The organism is Alteromonas sp. (assembly GCF_984505615.1).
The window spans coordinates 1-18,453 of the sequence record NZ_CFHOXV010000026.1; the positions used below are offsets into that span (position 1 = coordinate 1).

Sequence of the window (18,453 nt, forward strand, 5' to 3'; positions counted from 1 at the left end):
CCCCGTTATCGACATTTACTGTTGCAATAACGAGGCGGACCATACATTTTTGTGCTATCAGAAATTATTAGGGCCAAAAGCCACTTAAATTTAATGTTTATTTAAAGTTAATCTAAGTTTCATAAGTGAAACTTAAATAATTAAGTTTTACAATTTATTTACACTGAACTTGCTTTCCCGTATAAGTGGATCCCAGCGAGACAGGGTGAACGTTATTCCTGTATTCCGGTTGGTATATCAACAGGTAAACCATGCTGAGGTGCAGAGAACACGGCTTTCTGGTTAACGTTTTACCTTTTTTTGCTTTTTGAAAATTGATTCAGAAAGTCACAGCGCGGTGCGGCAATTACCGGGCACCCGATGTGACAGATTCCGCCCGCTGAAATTGTACGTAGTATCACGAAGAGGGGAGGAAAGGCTGGTCGTCCGCAGTATGGATGTTGCGATGTTTCAAAAGTGGTTTCGCATAGATGTTCAGGCTTCTCCTGTTGCTTTTTGTATTCGTGATTCGGTTTTACGAGGGTAATACTATAAGGAGAGCGAATTTTGACGCGCACATCTTCACCATCGAATTCACACACATTTTATTTAAATCCTTTACGACAGTTATCTAGAACCGGGCTCGCGGTCTTTGCTGCTCTGCACCTCACACCATCATTCGCTCAAGAGGCAGAAGGGGTTGAGGTGATTGAAGTGAGAGGTTTTAAAAACTCACTGAAAGAATCCATGCTGAATAAGAAAGCCGCAGATGTGGTTTCTGATGGTATTTCAGCAGAAGACCTGGGTAAGTTTCCTGACCAGAACGTGGCGGAATCTTTGCAACGTATTACCGGTGTGGCTATTGACCGTAGCGGCGGTGAAGGCCAGTTCATCACGGTCCGGGGTTTTGGTCCGCAATTTAATACCGTCCTGGTGAATGGCCGTCAGATCGCGACAGAAAATCAGGGCAGGGAATTCAGCTTTGACACCCTGCCTGCCGAATTGATCAGCGGAGCTGATGTGTATAAAAGCCCTGTCGCTTCCATGCAGGAAGGCGGTATTGGAGCTACTGTGAATGTAACAACCGCGAAGCCGTTTGACTTCGAAGGCTTTGCCGGTGCCGCCAGCGCCAAGGGTATGTATGAAGAATTGTCTGAGGAGATCACGCCGCAGGTATCCGGACTGTTGACTAACCGTTTCCTCGATGACCGCCTCGGACTTTTATTTGCTGCTTCTTATCAGGAACGTAAAGCACAGAACAATACATTGCAGTCTAATTACTGGCGTCCCAATGTGAGTCTGACCAACCGTTCGGAACGGGATAATCCGGCCTATGCAGATTCAGCACAATTTAATGGTGTCTATATTCCGCAGAATTATGATCAGCGGGTGGACTTTGCTCACCGTCAGCGTACCAGCGGAAACCTGGTGATGCAGTACGCGCTGCAGGACAATATGATCCTGAAAGTTGACGGCCTGTATTCCAAATTTGAAGTGGATTCCAGCGCCACGAGTGTAGGGCACTGGTTGTCTGACAGTAACCTGGACAACCTGGTATTTAATGAAAATGGCAGTGTGGTTTCTCTCGACAGCACCCTGGTTGACGGTGTTGGTGGTGCCACAGATTTTATCAGCAGCAGCTTCTCGAGAAATGTTGAAATCAAAGCATACGGCATTAATCTGGACTGGAATGTAACCGATTACCTTACGGCAAATTTCGACATTTCGACGTCAAAAGCCGAAAATGCCAGCGGTGGTGCCAATAACTTTAACGTGGTGGGTTACAACAACGCTTACAGCATTGACTACTCCGGCAGCGTACCTGTGATCACTATTGACGGCGGCGATGCCGCTTTGCAGGACTTCGCTGCGGGACGTCTGCACGTTGCCAACCGCGAAGGTTTTGACGTAGAAGATACCATTGATGAAATGCGGGCTGATTTTACCTGGCTGCCGGACTCCAACAATGCATTCGCAAAAATGGAATTTGGCGTGTACTACCAGGACCGGCAGAAGCAAAATAACAGTGTTTCATCCAGTTTGTGCAGCATCTATTGCGGCTACCAGTATGATATTCCGGATTCTTTGCTGAGCATTTTTACCGCAGAGAATTTTTTCCCGCAGGCCAGTCAGCAGTGGATAACTTACGATCCGGAGGCCTATTTCGAGTACGCTATTTCTGACGAAGCGGTACAGCAGATATCGGAAGCGTCGGGACAAACGCCGGAAGAAGTGCGGGCACTCATTGATGCCGAGAGTATCAATAATCCTGCCATAGGCAGTAACTCCTTCAGTGTGCAGGAAGAAGTACTGAGTGTGTATTCCCAGCTCTATTTCAGCATGTTGATTTCAGATATGCCGGTGGATATCAACTTCGGTTTACGGTTCAGTCAGACAGATACGTCGGTGGGCGGTTATGGCCGTGAATTACTGGATGTATTGCCCATTCCTAATGATCCGTCAGACTACAGCGATGTATACGCGACTGACGAAGGTGTCCCCATCAGCGAGTCGAACAGCTACTCGAACATTCTGCCGAATATCAATGCGCGCATGGAGCTGACAGACGACCTGATGTTGCGGGTCGGCTTTTCTGAAACCCTTACACGGCCCACCATGAGCGACATGGTGCCGGCGTTTAATGTCACCGTAACTCGTCCGGGTAACCTTCAGGCAGAATCAGGAAATGCCCGTCTTAAGCCCTTTTTATCCACCAACATGGATCTCTCTCTGGAGTGGTACTACGCCGATACCAGCTATCTGGCAGTGGCAGCATTCACTAAGGAAGTGGAAGATTTCATTGTTGCGACAGTGGAAACACAAACGCTGAACCTGCAAAGCGGTCAGTATGACTTCAACGTGCGCTTACCCGGAAACGGCGAAACTGCTGACGTAAACGGGCTGGAACTGGCGTGGCTCCATACGTTTGAAAACGGGTTTGGTATTCAGGCGAATGCCACGGTTGTAAACAGCGATGCATCTCTGGATGCCAGCGACACCACCCAGGTATTTGCCCTTGAAGGTCTGGGCGACTCCCAGAACCTGATCCTGTTTTATGAGCAGGGGCCGTTGCAGGCGCGTGTGGCGTATAACAACCGTGAAGCGTTCATGCAGGATCTGGTAAGCCCGCTGGGTGGAACCGAGCCCCGGTTCACTAAAACCTACGGACAGGTTGACGTGTCAGCCAGCTACGACATCAACGAGTCGTTCACGGTGTTCTTTGAAGGCATCAACGTGACCGGGGAGACCTTGTCCCGTCATGGCCGCTATGAAGAGCAGTTTGTACAGTTAATCGATGATGGAGCCCGCTACACTCTCGGTGTCAGAACCAGTTTCTGATATCCGGTCAATCAGGCAGAGAGGCTGGCTTTAGCCAGCCTCTTCTTCTCTTTATTGTGTATTTATCAAACAATTTAATGTGTAAATAACTCTTTCCGCTGGTAGCATAGTCACCGGTACTGTTCGTACGTTCTGTTTTCCCCTGACTATTCTTACTTGCGAGGCAATTATGTGTCGTATCCTGACGTTATGTTTTCTGACCGGCTTTGTACTGAGTGCCCGCGCCGGTGCTGATGAGCCACTGCCTGAACAACTCACAATTACGCCATTAATAGAATCTGCAGGGATAGAATTGCCCGGACAGTCCGCAGGTGCTGACAATACACTTCGTTTCCGTGAAGCTGGTACTACGCAGTGGCAGGATGCTAACCCGCTTTACTTTGACCCTGTTAATGGCTCGTTATCCGGTGCCGTAGTGTACCTGAAGCCGTCTTCACACTATGACATTGAGCTGAGTGTGACAGATGATACCGGAACCCGTTTGTATACAGATTCCTTCTATACCCGGGCTGACAAGCCGCCGGTGGACCCTCAGAAGATATATCATCTGAAAGATATTTATCAGGGCGGTACGCTGGATGTAGAAGCGCTGGGTATCGAAGGTGCGCCCGGTGCATGGGCCATGATTAAAGGCGATCTTAATACACCCATCGTAGCCCCGGAGGATGCTCTTTCGGCCATCCGCATCGGTGCGCAAAGTTATGTGTATTTCGAAGACATCACCATTGCGCAGGGCGGTCAGCTCGGTTTCTTTGCAGAAGAAGCACATCATATCTGGGTCAACGGATGCGACATTTCTCAGTGGGGAAGACGCCCGGCAGAGTACCGCAAAGGCATCGCTTATGACGACCGGGGCCGGCAGATTAACTACGATTCCGCCTTCTTCATGCGTCGCAGTGGCGTGATCACCGTAGAAAACTGCTATGTGCATGACCCGGTATTTGGCGCAAACCACTGGGGTAACGGCCATCCCAAGGGCACCAATGCTTTCCTTGCTTTCGCCAACCATCCGGAGGAAGCCTTTCAGGGGCAAATCATAATACGCAACAATACCTTCACCGGTACTGATGAGGTGCGCTTTAATGATGTGGTGGAAAGCCGGTTTAATCTCAACAGCGATGGCGGTTTCATCCGGGACTCGGCGATATATAACAACACGTTTGCTTACGCCAACGACGACATTATCGAACTGGATGGTGGTCAGCACAACGTACTGGTTTACAACAATGATTTTTCCCACGGTTATGGCGGAATAAGTATTGCGCCGGTGCGTCGCGGACCGTCTTATATTTTTCATAACACCGTTCACAGCATGGGCGACGAGCGCGGTATGATGTGGGCAGCTATCAAGGCCGGCGGCGTGTCATCTAATCCTGAAGGACAGGTTAACCTGTTCAACAACTACGTTTATTCTTCAGGAAACGGTATCACCGCATCTTATGTCCAGGGTGATGACGGGTTCTGGGTAAACGCGATGAACAATGTGATTATCACCGGTCCGGCGACAGACGTATCCGGCTTCAGCATTCTTGATAAAAAGTTCGATGTCCGCAGTGTCTTCACAGGTAATTACCTGTTTAATCTGGATACCGCCAGCGAGCGGTTTCAGGCTGACATAACTGTGCCTTTTGCCGACTCAACTAAGCTAAACACCGCCTTTGCCCGGTCACTGGCTGAACAGGCAGCGCCGAAAACCCTGAACATAGCTGATGGTCTCACCGTTGCTAATTTTTCGAAGTTCGCAGGCGGACTGATCACCGGAAAAACCGGCCCGGTGACCGGCGCGGCTCCTTACCTGTCTTTCAGCCATGTGTTACTTGAGGAAATGCTCAATTTTAATAAGTTTGCACCGGCAAGCTACGATGCGAAACAGGATGACACCGTCAATGGCGGAATGACTATAAGCGATGATGGTTCAACATTAACGTTATCCGGTAACGCATGGAAACAAATCGCAGGGCAGTTCATTGTCGACGCTGGCAGCCGGCTGGTCGCGACAGTTAAAATTGAAGGTCCGGCGGAAATTGCCGCGTTAGGCCTGGATACCAATTTAAAGCAGGGACCCGGCGTGATATTAAGCTTCGGTGGTTCGCAATCATACGGTCATCTTGTTGATGATCTGAGCGAACAGGACGGCTGGCAACGGTTGGTTATACCGGTAGGTGAGTATCTCAAAGCAGGTAATTATCAATACCTGACATTTATTCTCGATAATGACGCCACGCCGCAAGCCGGTAAAATCCACTTCAGACACATAGCGCTGATACAGGGCGGGGATGAAATATGACCCGGCGACTGCCGGGTCATGTCCTGTTAGTTGTCCGTGTTAATCAGGGCAATCTCTCCTAACTCAATACCACGGTAACCGGATTTTGGCGCCCGCTTTAAAGGCGGCAACGAGAACTGCAGACCGGTTATGGCATTCAGGGACAGCGGTGCCTGCTCGAACGGGCCTGCTGTTACAGGCATAAATGTGGGATAGGCACGGGTGAATAACAGCGGAACCGGTTTAAAGGCAGACAGCGGTATCACCAGTGTTTTCCATTCTTTGCTGACCGGGAAGTCTGTGCCGTAAGCCAGACCATCGTTGGCGATAAAGCCAAGTTGCAAGCGGTCACTTCCGCCTGAAGCACGCACGCGAAGTGCAACGGCATCGTAGTCATCCAGCTTCCTGTCAGTCAGCCGGTTGCCCACAGCCAGATCGGTACGCAATAGCGGACCGCCCTGCTGAATCATTTCATCAAACACGTTGAGGACCACCGTAGCGCCCTCTTGTGTTGCCGAACTGGCAGGCCAGCTGACGGTGTCCTGAGGCGCGATAAATGTTGAGCGGTCTCTGGCCGGGTCTAACAGTGTGACCGGCGTATTTTCCGGTTGCAGTAAGGTGTGATAAAACGCGGTATTCAGAAAATCCCAGTTCTGCGGTTTGCCTTTTTGCTTGCCGGGGAATGTCCACACTTCGCCGCTGTCTTCCACAGTAATGGCGTATTCAAGTTTACCGGGTTTTTGCCATGCTTTGTCATCAGGCAAACTGGCTTGCCAGGTAACGCCGTCCGTTGATGTCATCGGGATGGATTCCCAGGCGTTATAGCCCTCGTAGCGAAGCTGAAGAGTAACCGATGGTGATGCACTGATAGCCTCTACGCTGGCAGTAATAGTCAGTGGTTCGTTTACGTTGCGCTTACGTTGAGGTTGGTGCACAACCATAGCTGTCTTCGTGGTGAGCGCGGGTAACAGGAACTGCGTATCTTTAACCGGTTGCGCATCTTTGTTTGCCGACAGCAAATAGATGCCGGGTGAAACGGCGAATTTACCATCTTCAGCCTGAATACTGACAGTATTATCTTTGTTTTGACCGTGGACGAAGAAGGTGCTCCCAAGGCCCTCCAGGGACACATCAAACTCACGCGAATGGGAGTAAAGTCGGGCTACTTCACGTTGTAAGCTTGAATTTTGATGGGGATCTTGCAATGTGAGGACATCCGGATACACCTCCAGTCGCCACTGGTCGTTACTCAGTTTATCGAGGAAATACGCCCCCGAACCGTTGTAGCTCACCACCGGCGAGCTGCCCACACCGGCAACATGAGTAAGACGTTCAGCGTCCCCAGGAGCCTGCGTGGTAGAGTTAGAATAATAATATTGCTGTCCGTCGTCGTACTGACTCAGGTCCTGGTCGTATGACAGTGTGACATCACCAAACTGGTTGCTTTCAGGATAGGCTGGCGCCTGATAATCGTCCGGCAATGAACGGAATGCTTCACCGGCTATCATCAGACTGATGGCCTTGGAGGGCGTGTACAGCAAGTTCAAAAAGTGGGTGTTGTAGTCGGAGTTTGTATCGGCTATTGCAGCAGGGTCGTAAGCAAACTGGGTCGCCCACTGGAATCCGCCATCACGGAAGCTACGGGCCATTGCCGGGTACATGACACTGCGGGTCACATCAGCGGCATCAAACTCGTAAATCATTTTCGCTTTGGATGCACAGGCATCAATATCTGCAAAAGGATTGGTGTAAGTCGCCACTGAAGGCAGTACATTGGTATTCAGTGCACTGTATTTCAGCAGGCCTGTGGGATACCACTGAAATGCAACACCATCCACATTGCTGTTACAAATCGCTTCAGCAAAATCCGGCTGATTTCCCTGTTCTGACAGGTTATAGAAAAGTGGCTTGGTAACACCGGTATCTCTGACAGTCGCCAACAGGGTATTAACGTAAGCAGCGCTTTTTTCAGGGGCCTGGCGGTGCTTCGGCTCATTGAACAGTTCAAAAGCGATGATATCAGGGTCACTGCCAATCACTTTACCGGTAAAACGGTTTTTGTGGGCCATAAACTGAGTCAGGTAGCGTTGCTGGGCTTTTATCAGCTCAGGCTTTTCGTTCATATCGTTTTTGCTGAAACCCACCGCAAATCCCGGCTCGGAAGGATCGGGTTCCGGATAACCGGCTCCCCACCAGGCGATTGGCGTCAAAATGGCTTTGATACCCCTTTCCTGCAAGCGCATCATCAGATAATCGAACAGTTCCACATATTCGTTATCAAGCATGTTGCCCTGCTTATCTGTGATAAGTTTGTCCCAGACGTGGATCCGGTATGCATCCAGCTTCAGACGGGCAATATGGTCCACATCCATATCGATAGCCGCTTTATGGTCAATGCCACGGCGGGAAATGGCGCGATAGCCGTAGGCAAACGGCGCGCTGTAGTTAACGCCGAACAGATACACCGGCTCACCACTGGCCCAGAGCAGTTTGCCGTCTGATACAGTAACCGGGGTAGGGTGCTTCACGTCCGCTGAAGCAGCAGGTTGGGAAACCATTGCGGCTAACAGCGTGGTAGCCAGAAACGTGGTAGAAAATCGCTGTTTAGATATCAATCGTGAAAACATCATCACTCTTCTCTGAACTTGTTACAAATAGTCGACGGTTCAACAGACATAACAGTCTGTTTTATTTTCCGTTCTGGTATCCGTCAGGGTTGCCGGACTGCCAGTGCCAGCTGCTTGATACCATGCTGTGCAAATCGTGTTTTGCTTCCCATCCCAGCACCTTCTTAGCATGGTCTGAGTTGGCGTAGCAGCAGGGAATATCCCCGAGACGGCGGGCAACAAGCTGGTAAGGGACAGGCTGTTCACTGGCGCTGGCATAAGCATTCACCATTTCCAGCACTGAGATACCGTTGCCCGTCCCCAAATTGAATATGTGACTACCGGGCTGGCCGTGCAGGGTTTCAAGGGCTTTCACGTGACCGTCAGCTAAATCACATACATGAATATAGTCGCGGACACCGGTACCGTCAGCAGTGGGGTAATCGCTGCCAAATACTGACAGAGTCTCACGCTTTCCAACGGCGACCTGGGCGATAAAAGGCATGAGATTATTGGGGATCCCGTTAGGATCTTCGCCAATTTTGCCGCTATCGTGGGCGCCGACAGGATTAAAGTAGCGCAGGATAATGCCACTGAATGTGCCGCTGGCCTGACAGAAGTCCTGAATGATTTGTTCCACCATCAGCTTACTTCTGCCATAAGGATTTGTTGGCCCTAATGGAAAATCTTCAAAAATCGGCACTGACTGCGGATCGCCGTAAACCGTGGCAGATGAACTGAATACCAGCGTGTGTATGCCCGCATCGTTCATCGTTTCAATGAGGGTCTGACTGGCTGTCACGTTGTTGCGATAATACAGCATGGGCTTTTCTACCGACTCGCCCACTGCTTTTGAGCCCGCGAAATGAATAACGCCGTCAATGTGGTGCTGGCTGAAAATGTGCTTCAACGTGTCTGCGTCACCCGCATCACCTTCATAGAAAGGGACGGGACGCTGGCAAATTTGTTCAACACGCTTCAGCGCTTCAGGGTGACTGTTTGAGAAGTTGTCTAACACCACCACAGAGTGGCCCGCTTCAATAAGTGCGATGCAGGTATGTGTACCAATATAACCTGCGCCGCCTGTAACAAGAATATGCATTCTGTAGAGTCCTGTTCTGTTAGAAAGTCAGCGTTGCCGGCTTCAGATTTTTACCTGAAACCGTGACTGTAGCGCCTTTAAGCGTATCTCCGATTTCCAGTAATAACGCACCTTCGCCCCTTGCTGTAACAACAGGGCTTTGGTTGAGCAGTCTGATGTCGCCTTCAACCGTTGCTGACAGGGTGATGTTATTTGCAAATACGGGATTACCCTTATCGTCCACGAGTTGCGCATAAATAAACACCTTGTCATTCACTCCGGTTGCCGGCGCAACGCCTGACTCGTCGATGTTTAACCTGATGCCAGTCGCGTTTAATGCGGTTGTGACACTGTGATCCGCAACGACGGCATTATCGATGATGGCTTCTGCGCGCAGGGTGCCGGCTTCAAACTGACTAACATCAAAAGTGAATGGCGGGTGAGCCAGGTGCGCTGTGAGCGGATTATTGTCCGGCTGTTGTTTTGCTACTAACTCGTCGTTCAGGTACAACGCGACTTCCTGAGCGTTAGAAAATACGCGTACCTGTGTACTTGAGTCAGGTTGCCAGTCACTGGCGATATAAACCATCGGGCCACTGTCGTACCGGGCGTCCAGCTGGTCGGCGTCCCGCTGGCTACGGTAAAAGTAATAGCTGTACTTAGGCTGGCGGTAGATACTCATGATGCCCGAGGATTCGATGTCGTCAGAGTAACCCCGGTTGTAGTCGAACATGACCCAGTATCCGTCGGCAAACGCGGGCACAGTAAAGTTGTCGTTATGGGCTTCCTGCAGGTTTAATGCTTGCTGAAGCAAACGTTGTTCTCCGCTGTTCAGTAACTGCCGGCTGGTCCGTTCGTCTTCTTTCAGGTTCTGCCAGGTGTCCTGGTTTAACCCGGCGTTTTGCGCATAGTATTCCCAGTCGCCGTATTCTGAAACGATATACGGTTGCCCGGGTGTTTCATAATGCTGCAACCGGTGCTGGCGGGCCTGAACAAAAATATCATAACCATATTCCCAGCCTGCGGAGAAAGCCCCGGGAAAGTGCTGATGCACAGTGTCTGACAAGGTGGCAATGAATGCGTCCGGCATGTCCGATTCGTTCAGCGAACATTCCCAGGCAATAACACTGGCGTAATTACGGTCCCGGCGGATTAAATCTTCGCAAGACTGCACAATGTGCGCCTCAAACGCAGGATCGCTGTTGTAGTACTGCCAGCCCAGCACCGCGTCTAAAAGTACCAGTCCAAGCTCGTCGGCTGCCTCCATGAAGGCCTGTGAATGAGGGTAATGGGATAACCTGACATAGTCGAAACCGGCGGACTTAATTTTCACTGCATCGCGGTAGTCAGCCTGTGCAGAAGTTGCGTAGCCCGTAAACGGGTATTCCTGGTGCCGGTTAACGCCACGGAGGAAGGTTTTTTTGCCGTTAATCAGTAACTCATGCTTATCGTTAAAGGCAAATTCCCTGATGCCGATTTTACGGGTTTGGGTTTCTGTTACTTGCCCTTCACGGGAAAGGGTTGTGGTTAAGGTATATAAGCTTGGCGAATCCGGTGACCACAGTGCAGGCGCGTTAACGCTGAGAGTCTGCTCAAAGTGCTTATCACTGCCGGCGGATAACTGGTAACTCTCTGTTTCTGTAGCCAGTGTTTTACCATTGAAAGATAACGACTGAGTGAGCCGGAAAGACTTTGCTTCATTATAGTGATTCGCAATTTGTGTCTTAACGTTTACCAGTGCTTCGCCTTCGCTTACCTTTGGATAGGTGACAAATACGCCGCCGCCAGCCACTTCCTGTGCCAGCATTTCATCGGTAATCATCAGCTTGTCTTTAACCAGCAGGTTAACATCGCGGTACAGGCCGCCGTATGTGTTGAAGTCCAGCAGGTGAAGGGGTTTAGGGCCGGTAACCGGGTTATCGCGGTTATCCAGTTTTACCCTGATTAGGTTTTCACCGGGTGTTAAAAATGGGGTCAAATCAAGGGTAAAAGGCAAATAGCCACCAAGATGTTCTCCCACTTTTTCGTTGTTCAGCCAAATTTGTGCACTGTTCATGGCTGCTTCAAAGCGAATGAGGACTTCTTTGTCGGTCCAGTCCTCCGGCATGGTGAAAGACTTCTGGTACCACGCCGTGCCCTGCCATTGATCGTTGACCACCTCAGGTTCAAGTTGAGGTGTGTGAGGCAGGCTCACATTTTCCCAGTCACCTTTAATGTCTTCGGGTAAAACGTCATCTTTTGATTTTTTAAACTGCCAGGCTTTGTTAAAACCAATAGTCTGGCTTACAGGTTGCTGTTTTTCAGTAATCTGCTGCGGAGCTGTTGAAGTTGTTGATGAAGACTGATCAGCAGGTTGGCAGGCTGTGAGCGTCCACAACCCCCCTAAAATACAGGTAAGACGAATAGCGTTGATCACGTTAATTAGCCTCTGACGGGTGGTTAGGTATACGAATTTGTGTGAAAGCAGAAAAAGGAAATATCGCCGGACCCTTTGAGACGGTCCGGCGGGTTTTTACCTTACATTGAGTACTGGAAGCCGACTAAGTAGCGACGGCCCCACTCGACATAGCTACCCACACGACTTGGGTCGTTATCGAAGTATGTGTGTGAAACCTGATTTGTCAGGTTCTGACCTTGCAGCATCAGCTTGAAGTTTTCAGTCACTTCGTAGGAAATGCTGGCATCAACGGTCGCTTCGTCGTCAATGGTGTAGATTTCAGTGGGTTCCCAGCTGCCTACACGGGTATATTCACTGCGGTAGTTGTACGATACTTTCGCATCAACACCGGCTTTGTAATACCACAATGTCAGGCTGCCCACGTGTTCAGATAAACCGCCCATTGGTAACGGATTTTCCGCAGGGGTAAATTCTGTCACGTTGCTGTCGGTGAAGCTGTAGTTGGTATAAATACCCAGGCCATCGAAAGGAGACGGCAGCATTGAGAATGCCTGCTGATACATCACTTCGAAACCGCGGATTTGACCACCGTCGCCATTTACCGGGCCGCTGAACTGATAGTCCACGCCATCCAGTGTCAGTACATCAGTCGATGTGCCCACATGGGTCTTCAGATCTTTGAAGAACACTGAGAATGTGAAAGCCGTATCTTCAGAGAAGAAATGCTCGTAGCCTAAGTCAATCTGGTCAGCCACGAAGGGGTCCAGTGAAGGATTACCGCCTGAAGCTGTTTTCACTTCAGACTGCGTGTTTAACTGGAAGCCGGTACGCATTTCAATCAATGGCGGACGGGACATGGTACGGGCAAGGCCCACACGGATTTGCGAATCTTCGGTGATACTCACCCGCAGGTTCAGAGATGGCAGGATTTCAGTATAACTGTGATCTACCGATACCGGAGCAAAGCCTTCTTCATTTTGCTGAACACCCGCCGATGTAGAACTCGTATGTACGTAGCGTACACCTGCGTTACCCGTATAAGGCACACCAAACATTTCGCCTTCGAGGTTAAACATGAAGTAAGCGGCTTTATTGGTTTCCTGCAGGTTCCAGCTGGCAAATAAATCGTCGTTTGTGGGCTCGTGATTACTACGGTCGTCAATGCCACCGAAGGCCTGATCGACTGTGCCTTGCCAGTCGTTGATAGTATAAATGTCAGGGGAGACCAGACCGCCACCTAATGCATAGCTGCTGGCGTAGCCTGAGTCAGCCGTTCCGGTGACACCTTGCCACCAGCTGATTACACTGTTGTCTTTTTCCCGATCTGACCAGCGTACGCCGTAGCTGAACTTCGTCGCATGACCCCAGTCAATATAACGGGAGAAGTCCAGTTTGATCGTCAGCATGTCATCTTCAAGCTCACGATCTTTATCTACCGTCATACCATTTAAGGTGTAATAGTCAGGGTTGCTGATATCTACATCGGAGGTGATGGCCAGACTGTCGCCGGTAACATCCCAGCCAATATCAACAGGCGTGGGGCCTGTATAGTCAGACGTCAGGTTTACCCAACGTGAAGTAATTGATGCTGTTGAGAAACCGATATCGGCATTCACTGTCCACACGTCACCTTGCCAGTCCAGATTCAGACCTGTACTGATAAGCTCATTTTCCTGGAACCATGTAGCGTTATTGACCGAATGTGCGCCCCACAGCATGCCACCGGCAACCAGTTGCTCGGAACCGTCTGCTTTTGTAATGACTTCCGGTGTGGTGGCAGAGTTCTGGTAGTTCCATACGCTGCCGTTTGCCCAGTTACCCCAACCATCAAACCATAACTGGTCTTCACGCTCTTCAATATCGAATTTTGAGTAGAACAGGTTGTATTTCACTTCCAGAGAATCAGTGGGGATCCACTGTACAACACCCATGGTGCCTACACGCTCAGTGTTTCCGCCTTTAGTGCCTGACTTACCACCCCAGGGAGCGGCTTCAGTAATACCATTGTCATTCACGTCGCCTTGTTCTGCGACAACTTTGTTGTAGGAATAAGAGGTGGTTTCACGTTGAACGGAAGGCTGATCCTGATAGGCAATACCAAAAGCGAAACCCAGGGTGTCAGACACAGGTTCAACAATGCTGAAACTGCCGCGCTTGCCCTGTGCATCTGCAGTAGGAATGTCGTCGGCTAGCGGGTAGTCCATCAGATGGCCTGAGATGGTCAGTTGACGCTCGTCTTTCGACAGTGGCTCAACGAAGTTCATGTTCACCAGACCCGAGATACCCCCTTCTGTCTGGTTCGCCATCGGGCTTTTGAATACTTCTACAGAGCTGATTAATTCGGCAGGGAACTGCTCGTAACGCACGCTGCGGCTTGGCTCGCCGCTAACGATTTCACGACCGTTCATGGTTGCCAGGTTCAGGCGCGGGCCCAAACCACGAATAGAGATGATGCTGGCATTACCACGGTCACGATCAGCGGCGATCCCGGGTAAACGGGCCAGTGCGTCAGTAATAGTAACGTCAGGAAGTTGTCCCAGATCGTCAGTAGAAATGATCTCTACCGTCGAATCAGCAAGTTTTTTGTGCTGAAGGGATTTTGTCAGCGTGCTTCCGAAACCACGTACCGTGATAACTTCGGTTTCGTCTGCAGGAACGGTTGTATTTGTGTCAGTGTTTTCCTGTGCAACAGCAGTTGTCAGCGTAAGGCATTGTGCGAGTGCCGCTGCAGTCAGGCTTAATTTAAATTTATTATTCATACGTAACTCTCAGGGTAAACGTTTACTCATCGTGTCCTAATAATGCGTTGGAGCACGTAGGTACTGTGAGAAATCAGGCGAGACACTGTAGGGCACAGACTGCTGTCATTTCACAATAACAACTTTATAACATGAATGGGTAAACGTTTACCATAGATCTTGTGAAATTTTTCTAAAAAAGCCATTTTTGCCCGTAAAATAGCCGTTATTGGAGAGAAAACGATTACATTAAAGCGAAAATTATTAACTTTAGATGTTAATAACTTAATTCGCGGACATCTGTCCGGTCAGGTTAACAAAACGGACCGTCAGTACAGCTCGACAGCGTTTCCGCATGTGATAAATTTTGACTCAGCACAGATACAGGTTGGGGCCGCGGGTGTATAAATCCGGAAAAAACCTTGTGCGACAATTAACTGGCTGCCTCAGCTTTTATTTAACCAAAATATTCCCTTAGCCAGAGAAAAAAATCAGGTATACTGGCCCACTATCACAAAATTTACAGCGACTGCACGGGCAGGGAACAACGTTGAGCAACAACGTTAAATCCGCCAGAAATCCGCAAAAAGCGTGCGGGGCGGGTGGCTGTGAATTCATAAGTCACAGACAAAGACAGAGTTAACAGGAGACATCGATGGCAACGAAAGGCGTCAACAAAGTCATATTGGTCGGTAACCTCGGGAATGATCCTGAAGTTCGTTACATGCCAAATGGAAACGCCGTAGCAAACCTGAGTCTTGCTACCAGTGAAAGCTGGAAGGATCAACAAGGCCAGATGCAGGAACGTACAGAATGGCATCGGTTAACTATGTACCGTCGTCTGGCGGAAATCGCCGGTGAATACCTGAAGAAAGGCTCACAAATTTACGTTGAAGGTAAATTGCAGACCCGTAAATGGCAGGATCAACAAGGTCAGGACCGTTACACAACGGAGATCATTGTTGACCAGATGCAAATGCTTGGCAGCCGCGATGGCGGTGGTCAGGGCGGTCAGGGTGGCGGTGGCTACCAGCAACGTCCTCAAGGTGGAAATCAGGGTGGCAACCAGGGTGGTTACAGCAACAACCAGGGCGGCGGTTATCAGCAACGTCCACAGGGTAACAATCAGGGCGGCGGCTACGGCGGTGGCAATCAGGGCGGAAACCAGCAAGGTGGTAACAAGCCGCCTATGGCCGAGCCTGATTTTGACTTTGATGACGATATTCCGTTCTAGGAAAGTCATCGTTCTGAACAAGAACACAAAAATCTTCATACTCACAAACCCTGCTTTTTGCAGGGTTTGTTGTTTTTGTTCTCCGGAAAATTCCAGTTATAATTATATCTGATAGGTGTAATGGTAAATGGCAATTGGATTTATATCTGTCAAAGCTCAATGATGTAGTTCGTCAACTGACGACTTACTATTTCAGGAGTTTTTATGCACGCAATCAAATGGCCACAGCAATATCTGCCGGGGTATACCGATAATTTTTGTTCCAATGAGGTAATCGTTAAGGCACTGGATATTCAGAAGGTGTGGTCCCTGCTGGCGCAGCCTTCTTACTGGCCACAGTACTATGCCAATTCTGCCAATCCGGTAATTCATAACAGCAACAGTGAGACGCTCAAAGCCGGCGATACCTTTTACTTCGAAACCTTCGGTTTTCCCGTTGAATGTGAAGTGGTGGAATATCAGGCTCCGGAGAATGAACAGCCCGGTCGTATAGCCTGGCACGGCTGGAGCAGAGAAGGTGAAGACAGGCTGGATGTACATCATGCCTGGCTAATTGAAGAATTACCCGGTGACAGACTACGCATTCTGACCCAGGAAACTCAGGTTGGTGAGCCTGCCAAAGCGCTGGCGGTTGCCAAGCCTAATCCTATGATCAATGGTCATCAGGAATGGCTGGACGGGCTGGTGTCTGCTGCCCGCCAGTAATGTTAACTACAGATAAACGGATTCTGCATGTCAGGGCTTAAAAATATCGATTTGAATCTGCTCAAGGTGTTTCTCACCCTGATGGAAGAACAGAACGTGTCGCGGGCCGCAGAGGCCTTGTCGGTGAGTCAGCCGGCAGTCAGTGGCATGCTGAACCGTTTGCGTCAGAACCTGAATGACCCGCTTTTTGTCCGCAGCCAGAGAGGCATCGTTCCCACGGTCAGGGCGCAGGCGTTAGCCGGTCCTGTACGACGTATCCTGGACGAACTGGATACCGCACTGCAACCGGATGATTTTGATCCCCAAAAGGTGTCAATGACATTGAACGTAGCGGTGACGGATTATTCGTTGAACACCGTGATAACGCCTTTGCTACCGCGCTTCAGAGAGCTGGCGCCTGAACTGAAAATTGCCTGTCACTGGTTAAATGAATCCTCGCTTGCAGAAAAGATGGAGCGGGGAGAACTAGATTTAGCCCTGGTGACACCTGAAACCACGCCGCTGGATTTGAAATCCCGCCTGCTTTTTGAAGAACACTATGTGTGGGTGATGAGACAAGCACATCCGCTTGCAGAAGCAGCTCCGGACGTGACGACTTTTTGTCAGGCCGGTCATGCTATCGTGTCGTACAACGGTGGTGCGTTTTCCGGTATCACTGATGAAAAACTGCGTGAACTTGGACTTTCCCGCAACGTTGTACTGTCGGTACCCGGCTTCTTTGTACTTCTGGATATGGTCAGGACCAGCGATCTTTTTGCCGTGGTTCCTGCCAGAATTGCCCGTCAGGTACCGGATCTCAAAGTGTTGCCGCTGCCAGTGGATGTGCCCGGTTTTGCCAAGCATCTTGTGTGGCACGGGCGTACCCACCACAGTCCTGTGCACGGCTGGATCCGGCAAGCTTTCAGGTTGTAGCCTGAAAGAGAGTGTTCCGGGAAGGGTTTTTCCTGTTAGTATTGCCGGCTCACCGTGCCGGAAGAAATAGCCGGCACCGGAACTGCACCGTTGAACGGACACCCGGGATTGCTCATTTGAAACTTTGGCTTAGAAGACTACACCTTGTGCTGGCGCTGATTTCAGGACTGTTTATTACCTGTCTGAGTGTGACCGGAGCGCTGCTGGTTTACGCCAAAGATATCCAGATTCTTTCACAACCTGATAAATGGCAGGTGTCATCACAGGATGAAGTACTTCCTCTTTCACGCCTGATGTCCGCCGTTGAAACGGAAACCGGGCAGCCCTTTGCCATGTTGATGCCGGAAACGGATCCACAGCTTGCCTGGCAGGGAAAGCTGGCGAACGATGAGTATGTCAGTGTCAATCCTTATACCGGTGACGTTGTGTACCGGTATGACTACTACACCACTATCTACGGCTTCACGATGGCTTTGCACCGCTGGCTATTGTATGAGGACGGAGAAAAGGACAAGCCGTTACGTAACTGGGTCTCGATAAGCGCACTGGTACTTATCTTCGAACTCTTACTGGGTTTTTACCTGTGGGTGAAACCGAAAAACAGGTTAAAGCGGCTGGTTATCAAACGCCGCGCAAAATTACGTATCCTGATGTATCAGCTTCACACGGTGCTGGGCGTCTACTTGTTGGTACCACTGCTCTTAATTGCGTTTACCGGCATGGCTTTCAACTGGAAAAAGCCAACGCAGCAGGTCGTCGAAACCATCACTTTTTCAGAGGTGGAAACCCGGCCCGTACCCGCGCGGCTTACGGCGTCTGAATCGTTATTGCCTGCCGCCATCGATATCGCTTATGACCGTGCAACAACAATATTCCCTGATGCCCGGTTATTCCGCATCTATTTCCCTCTGAAAGCCGGTGAACATATTGGTTTCAGAATGCAAAATCCCGGCGAGTCCCATGCTTACAGCTGGGTATGGGCTCACCCCGTGACGGGGCAGGAAACCGGACGCTACGATGCTTCTTCGGCAAACGTCGCCACGCAGGTCTGGAATTTCAAATATAAGTTCCATACCGGCGATTTTGCCGGCCCTTTGGTTCAGTTCTTATGGTTCTTTGTTGCTCTGTTGCCTGCTTTTTTTACCGGCTCAGGGATCTGGTTCTGGTACAAGCGACACTACAAGTAAGTCATATC

At 50.0% G+C, this 18,453-nt stretch carries 10 protein-coding genes; 6 read left to right on the forward strand and 4 right to left on the reverse strand.

The annotated features are described in order from the left end of the window. The first annotated feature begins 693 nt into the window (after positions 1-693). Both AC4PME_RS13750 and AC4PME_RS13755 read left to right on the forward strand, forming a co-directional pair. Positions 694-3,318, forward strand: coding sequence for a TonB-dependent receptor (locus AC4PME_RS13750; RefSeq protein ID WP_491046177.1), 2,625 nt, complete (start codon positions 694-696; stop codon positions 3,316-3,318). Positions 3,319-3,487: 169 nt separating this feature from the next. Then, positions 3,488-5,605 (forward strand): right-handed parallel beta-helix repeat-containing protein, encoded by a 2,118-nt coding sequence (locus tag AC4PME_RS13755; RefSeq protein ID WP_491046178.1) that lies wholly within the window; start codon positions 3,488-3,490, stop codon positions 5,603-5,605. Positions 5,606-5,631: 26 nt separating this feature from the next. Here the strand turns inward: AC4PME_RS13755 and AC4PME_RS13760 are convergent, their stop codons facing one another. From AC4PME_RS13760 to AC4PME_RS13775, 4 genes are all read right to left on the reverse strand, one after another. After that, positions 5,632-8,214 (reverse strand): hypothetical protein, encoded by a 2,583-nt coding sequence (locus AC4PME_RS13760; RefSeq protein ID WP_491046179.1) that lies wholly within the window; start codon positions 8,212-8,214, stop codon positions 5,632-5,634. 58 nt (positions 8,215-8,272) lie between these two features. Next, positions 8,273-9,292: a UDP-glucose 4-epimerase GalE gene (galE, locus tag AC4PME_RS13765; RefSeq protein ID WP_491046180.1), complete on the reverse strand. Its 1,020-nt coding sequence runs from the start codon at positions 9,290-9,292 to the stop codon at positions 8,273-8,275. A gap of 19 nt (positions 9,293-9,311) precedes the next feature. Further along, positions 9,312-11,687, reverse strand: a complete 2,376-nt coding sequence (locus AC4PME_RS13770; RefSeq protein WP_491046181.1) for a glycoside hydrolase family 2 protein — start codon at positions 11,685-11,687, stop codon at positions 9,312-9,314. 101 nt (positions 11,688-11,788) lie between these two features. Then, positions 11,789-14,428 (reverse strand): TonB-dependent receptor, encoded by a 2,640-nt coding sequence (locus tag AC4PME_RS13775; RefSeq protein WP_491046182.1) that lies wholly within the window; start codon positions 14,426-14,428, stop codon positions 11,789-11,791. A 634-nt stretch (positions 14,429-15,062) separates the two neighbouring features. On the opposite strand from AC4PME_RS13775, the gene AC4PME_RS13780 reads away from it, so the two are divergent. From AC4PME_RS13780 to AC4PME_RS13795, 4 genes are all read left to right on the forward strand, one after another. Then, entirely contained in the window at positions 15,063-15,641 is a 579-nt protein-coding gene (locus AC4PME_RS13780) for a single-stranded DNA-binding protein (RefSeq protein ID WP_491046183.1), read from the forward strand. Between the two features lie 204 nt (positions 15,642-15,845). Next, complete coding sequence (locus AC4PME_RS13785; RefSeq protein WP_491046184.1) at positions 15,846-16,346, forward strand: SRPBCC domain-containing protein; 501 nt, start codon at positions 15,846-15,848, stop codon at positions 16,344-16,346. A 27-nt stretch (positions 16,347-16,373) separates the two neighbouring features. Next, entirely contained in the window at positions 16,374-17,258 is an 885-nt protein-coding gene (locus AC4PME_RS13790; RefSeq protein ID WP_491046185.1) for a LysR family transcriptional regulator, read from the forward strand. A 116-nt stretch (positions 17,259-17,374) separates the two neighbouring features. Further along, on the forward strand, positions 17,375-18,445 hold the full coding sequence (locus AC4PME_RS13795; protein ID WP_491046186.1) for a PepSY-associated TM helix domain-containing protein: 1,071 nt from the start codon (positions 17,375-17,377) through the stop codon (positions 18,443-18,445). Positions 18,446-18,453 lie beyond the last annotated feature (8 nt).

Excerpts from the sequence above, each read along its gene's own strand:
- AC4PME_RS13785 (WP_491046184.1), top strand. The coding sequence starts at position 15,846 with ATGCACGCAATCAAATGGCCACAGCAATATCTGCCGGGGTATACCGAT.
- galE (WP_491046180.1), bottom strand. The coding sequence starts at position 9,292 with ATGCATATTCTTGTTACAGGCGGCGCAGGTTATATTGGTACACATACC.
- AC4PME_RS13755 (WP_491046178.1), top strand. The coding sequence starts at position 3,488 with ATGTGTCGTATCCTGACGTTATGTTTTCTGACCGGCTTTGTACTGAGT.
- AC4PME_RS13790 (WP_491046185.1), top strand. The coding sequence starts at position 16,374 with ATGTCAGGGCTTAAAAATATCGATTTGAATCTGCTCAAGGTGTTTCTC.
- AC4PME_RS13780 (WP_491046183.1), top strand. The coding sequence starts at position 15,063 with ATGGCAACGAAAGGCGTCAACAAAGTCATATTGGTCGGTAACCTCGGG.
- AC4PME_RS13775 (WP_491046182.1), bottom strand. The coding sequence starts at position 14,428 with ATGAATAATAAATTTAAATTAAGCCTGACTGCAGCGGCACTCGCACAA.
- AC4PME_RS13760 (WP_491046179.1), bottom strand. The coding sequence starts at position 8,214 with ATGATGTTTTCACGATTGATATCTAAACAGCGATTTTCTACCACGTTT.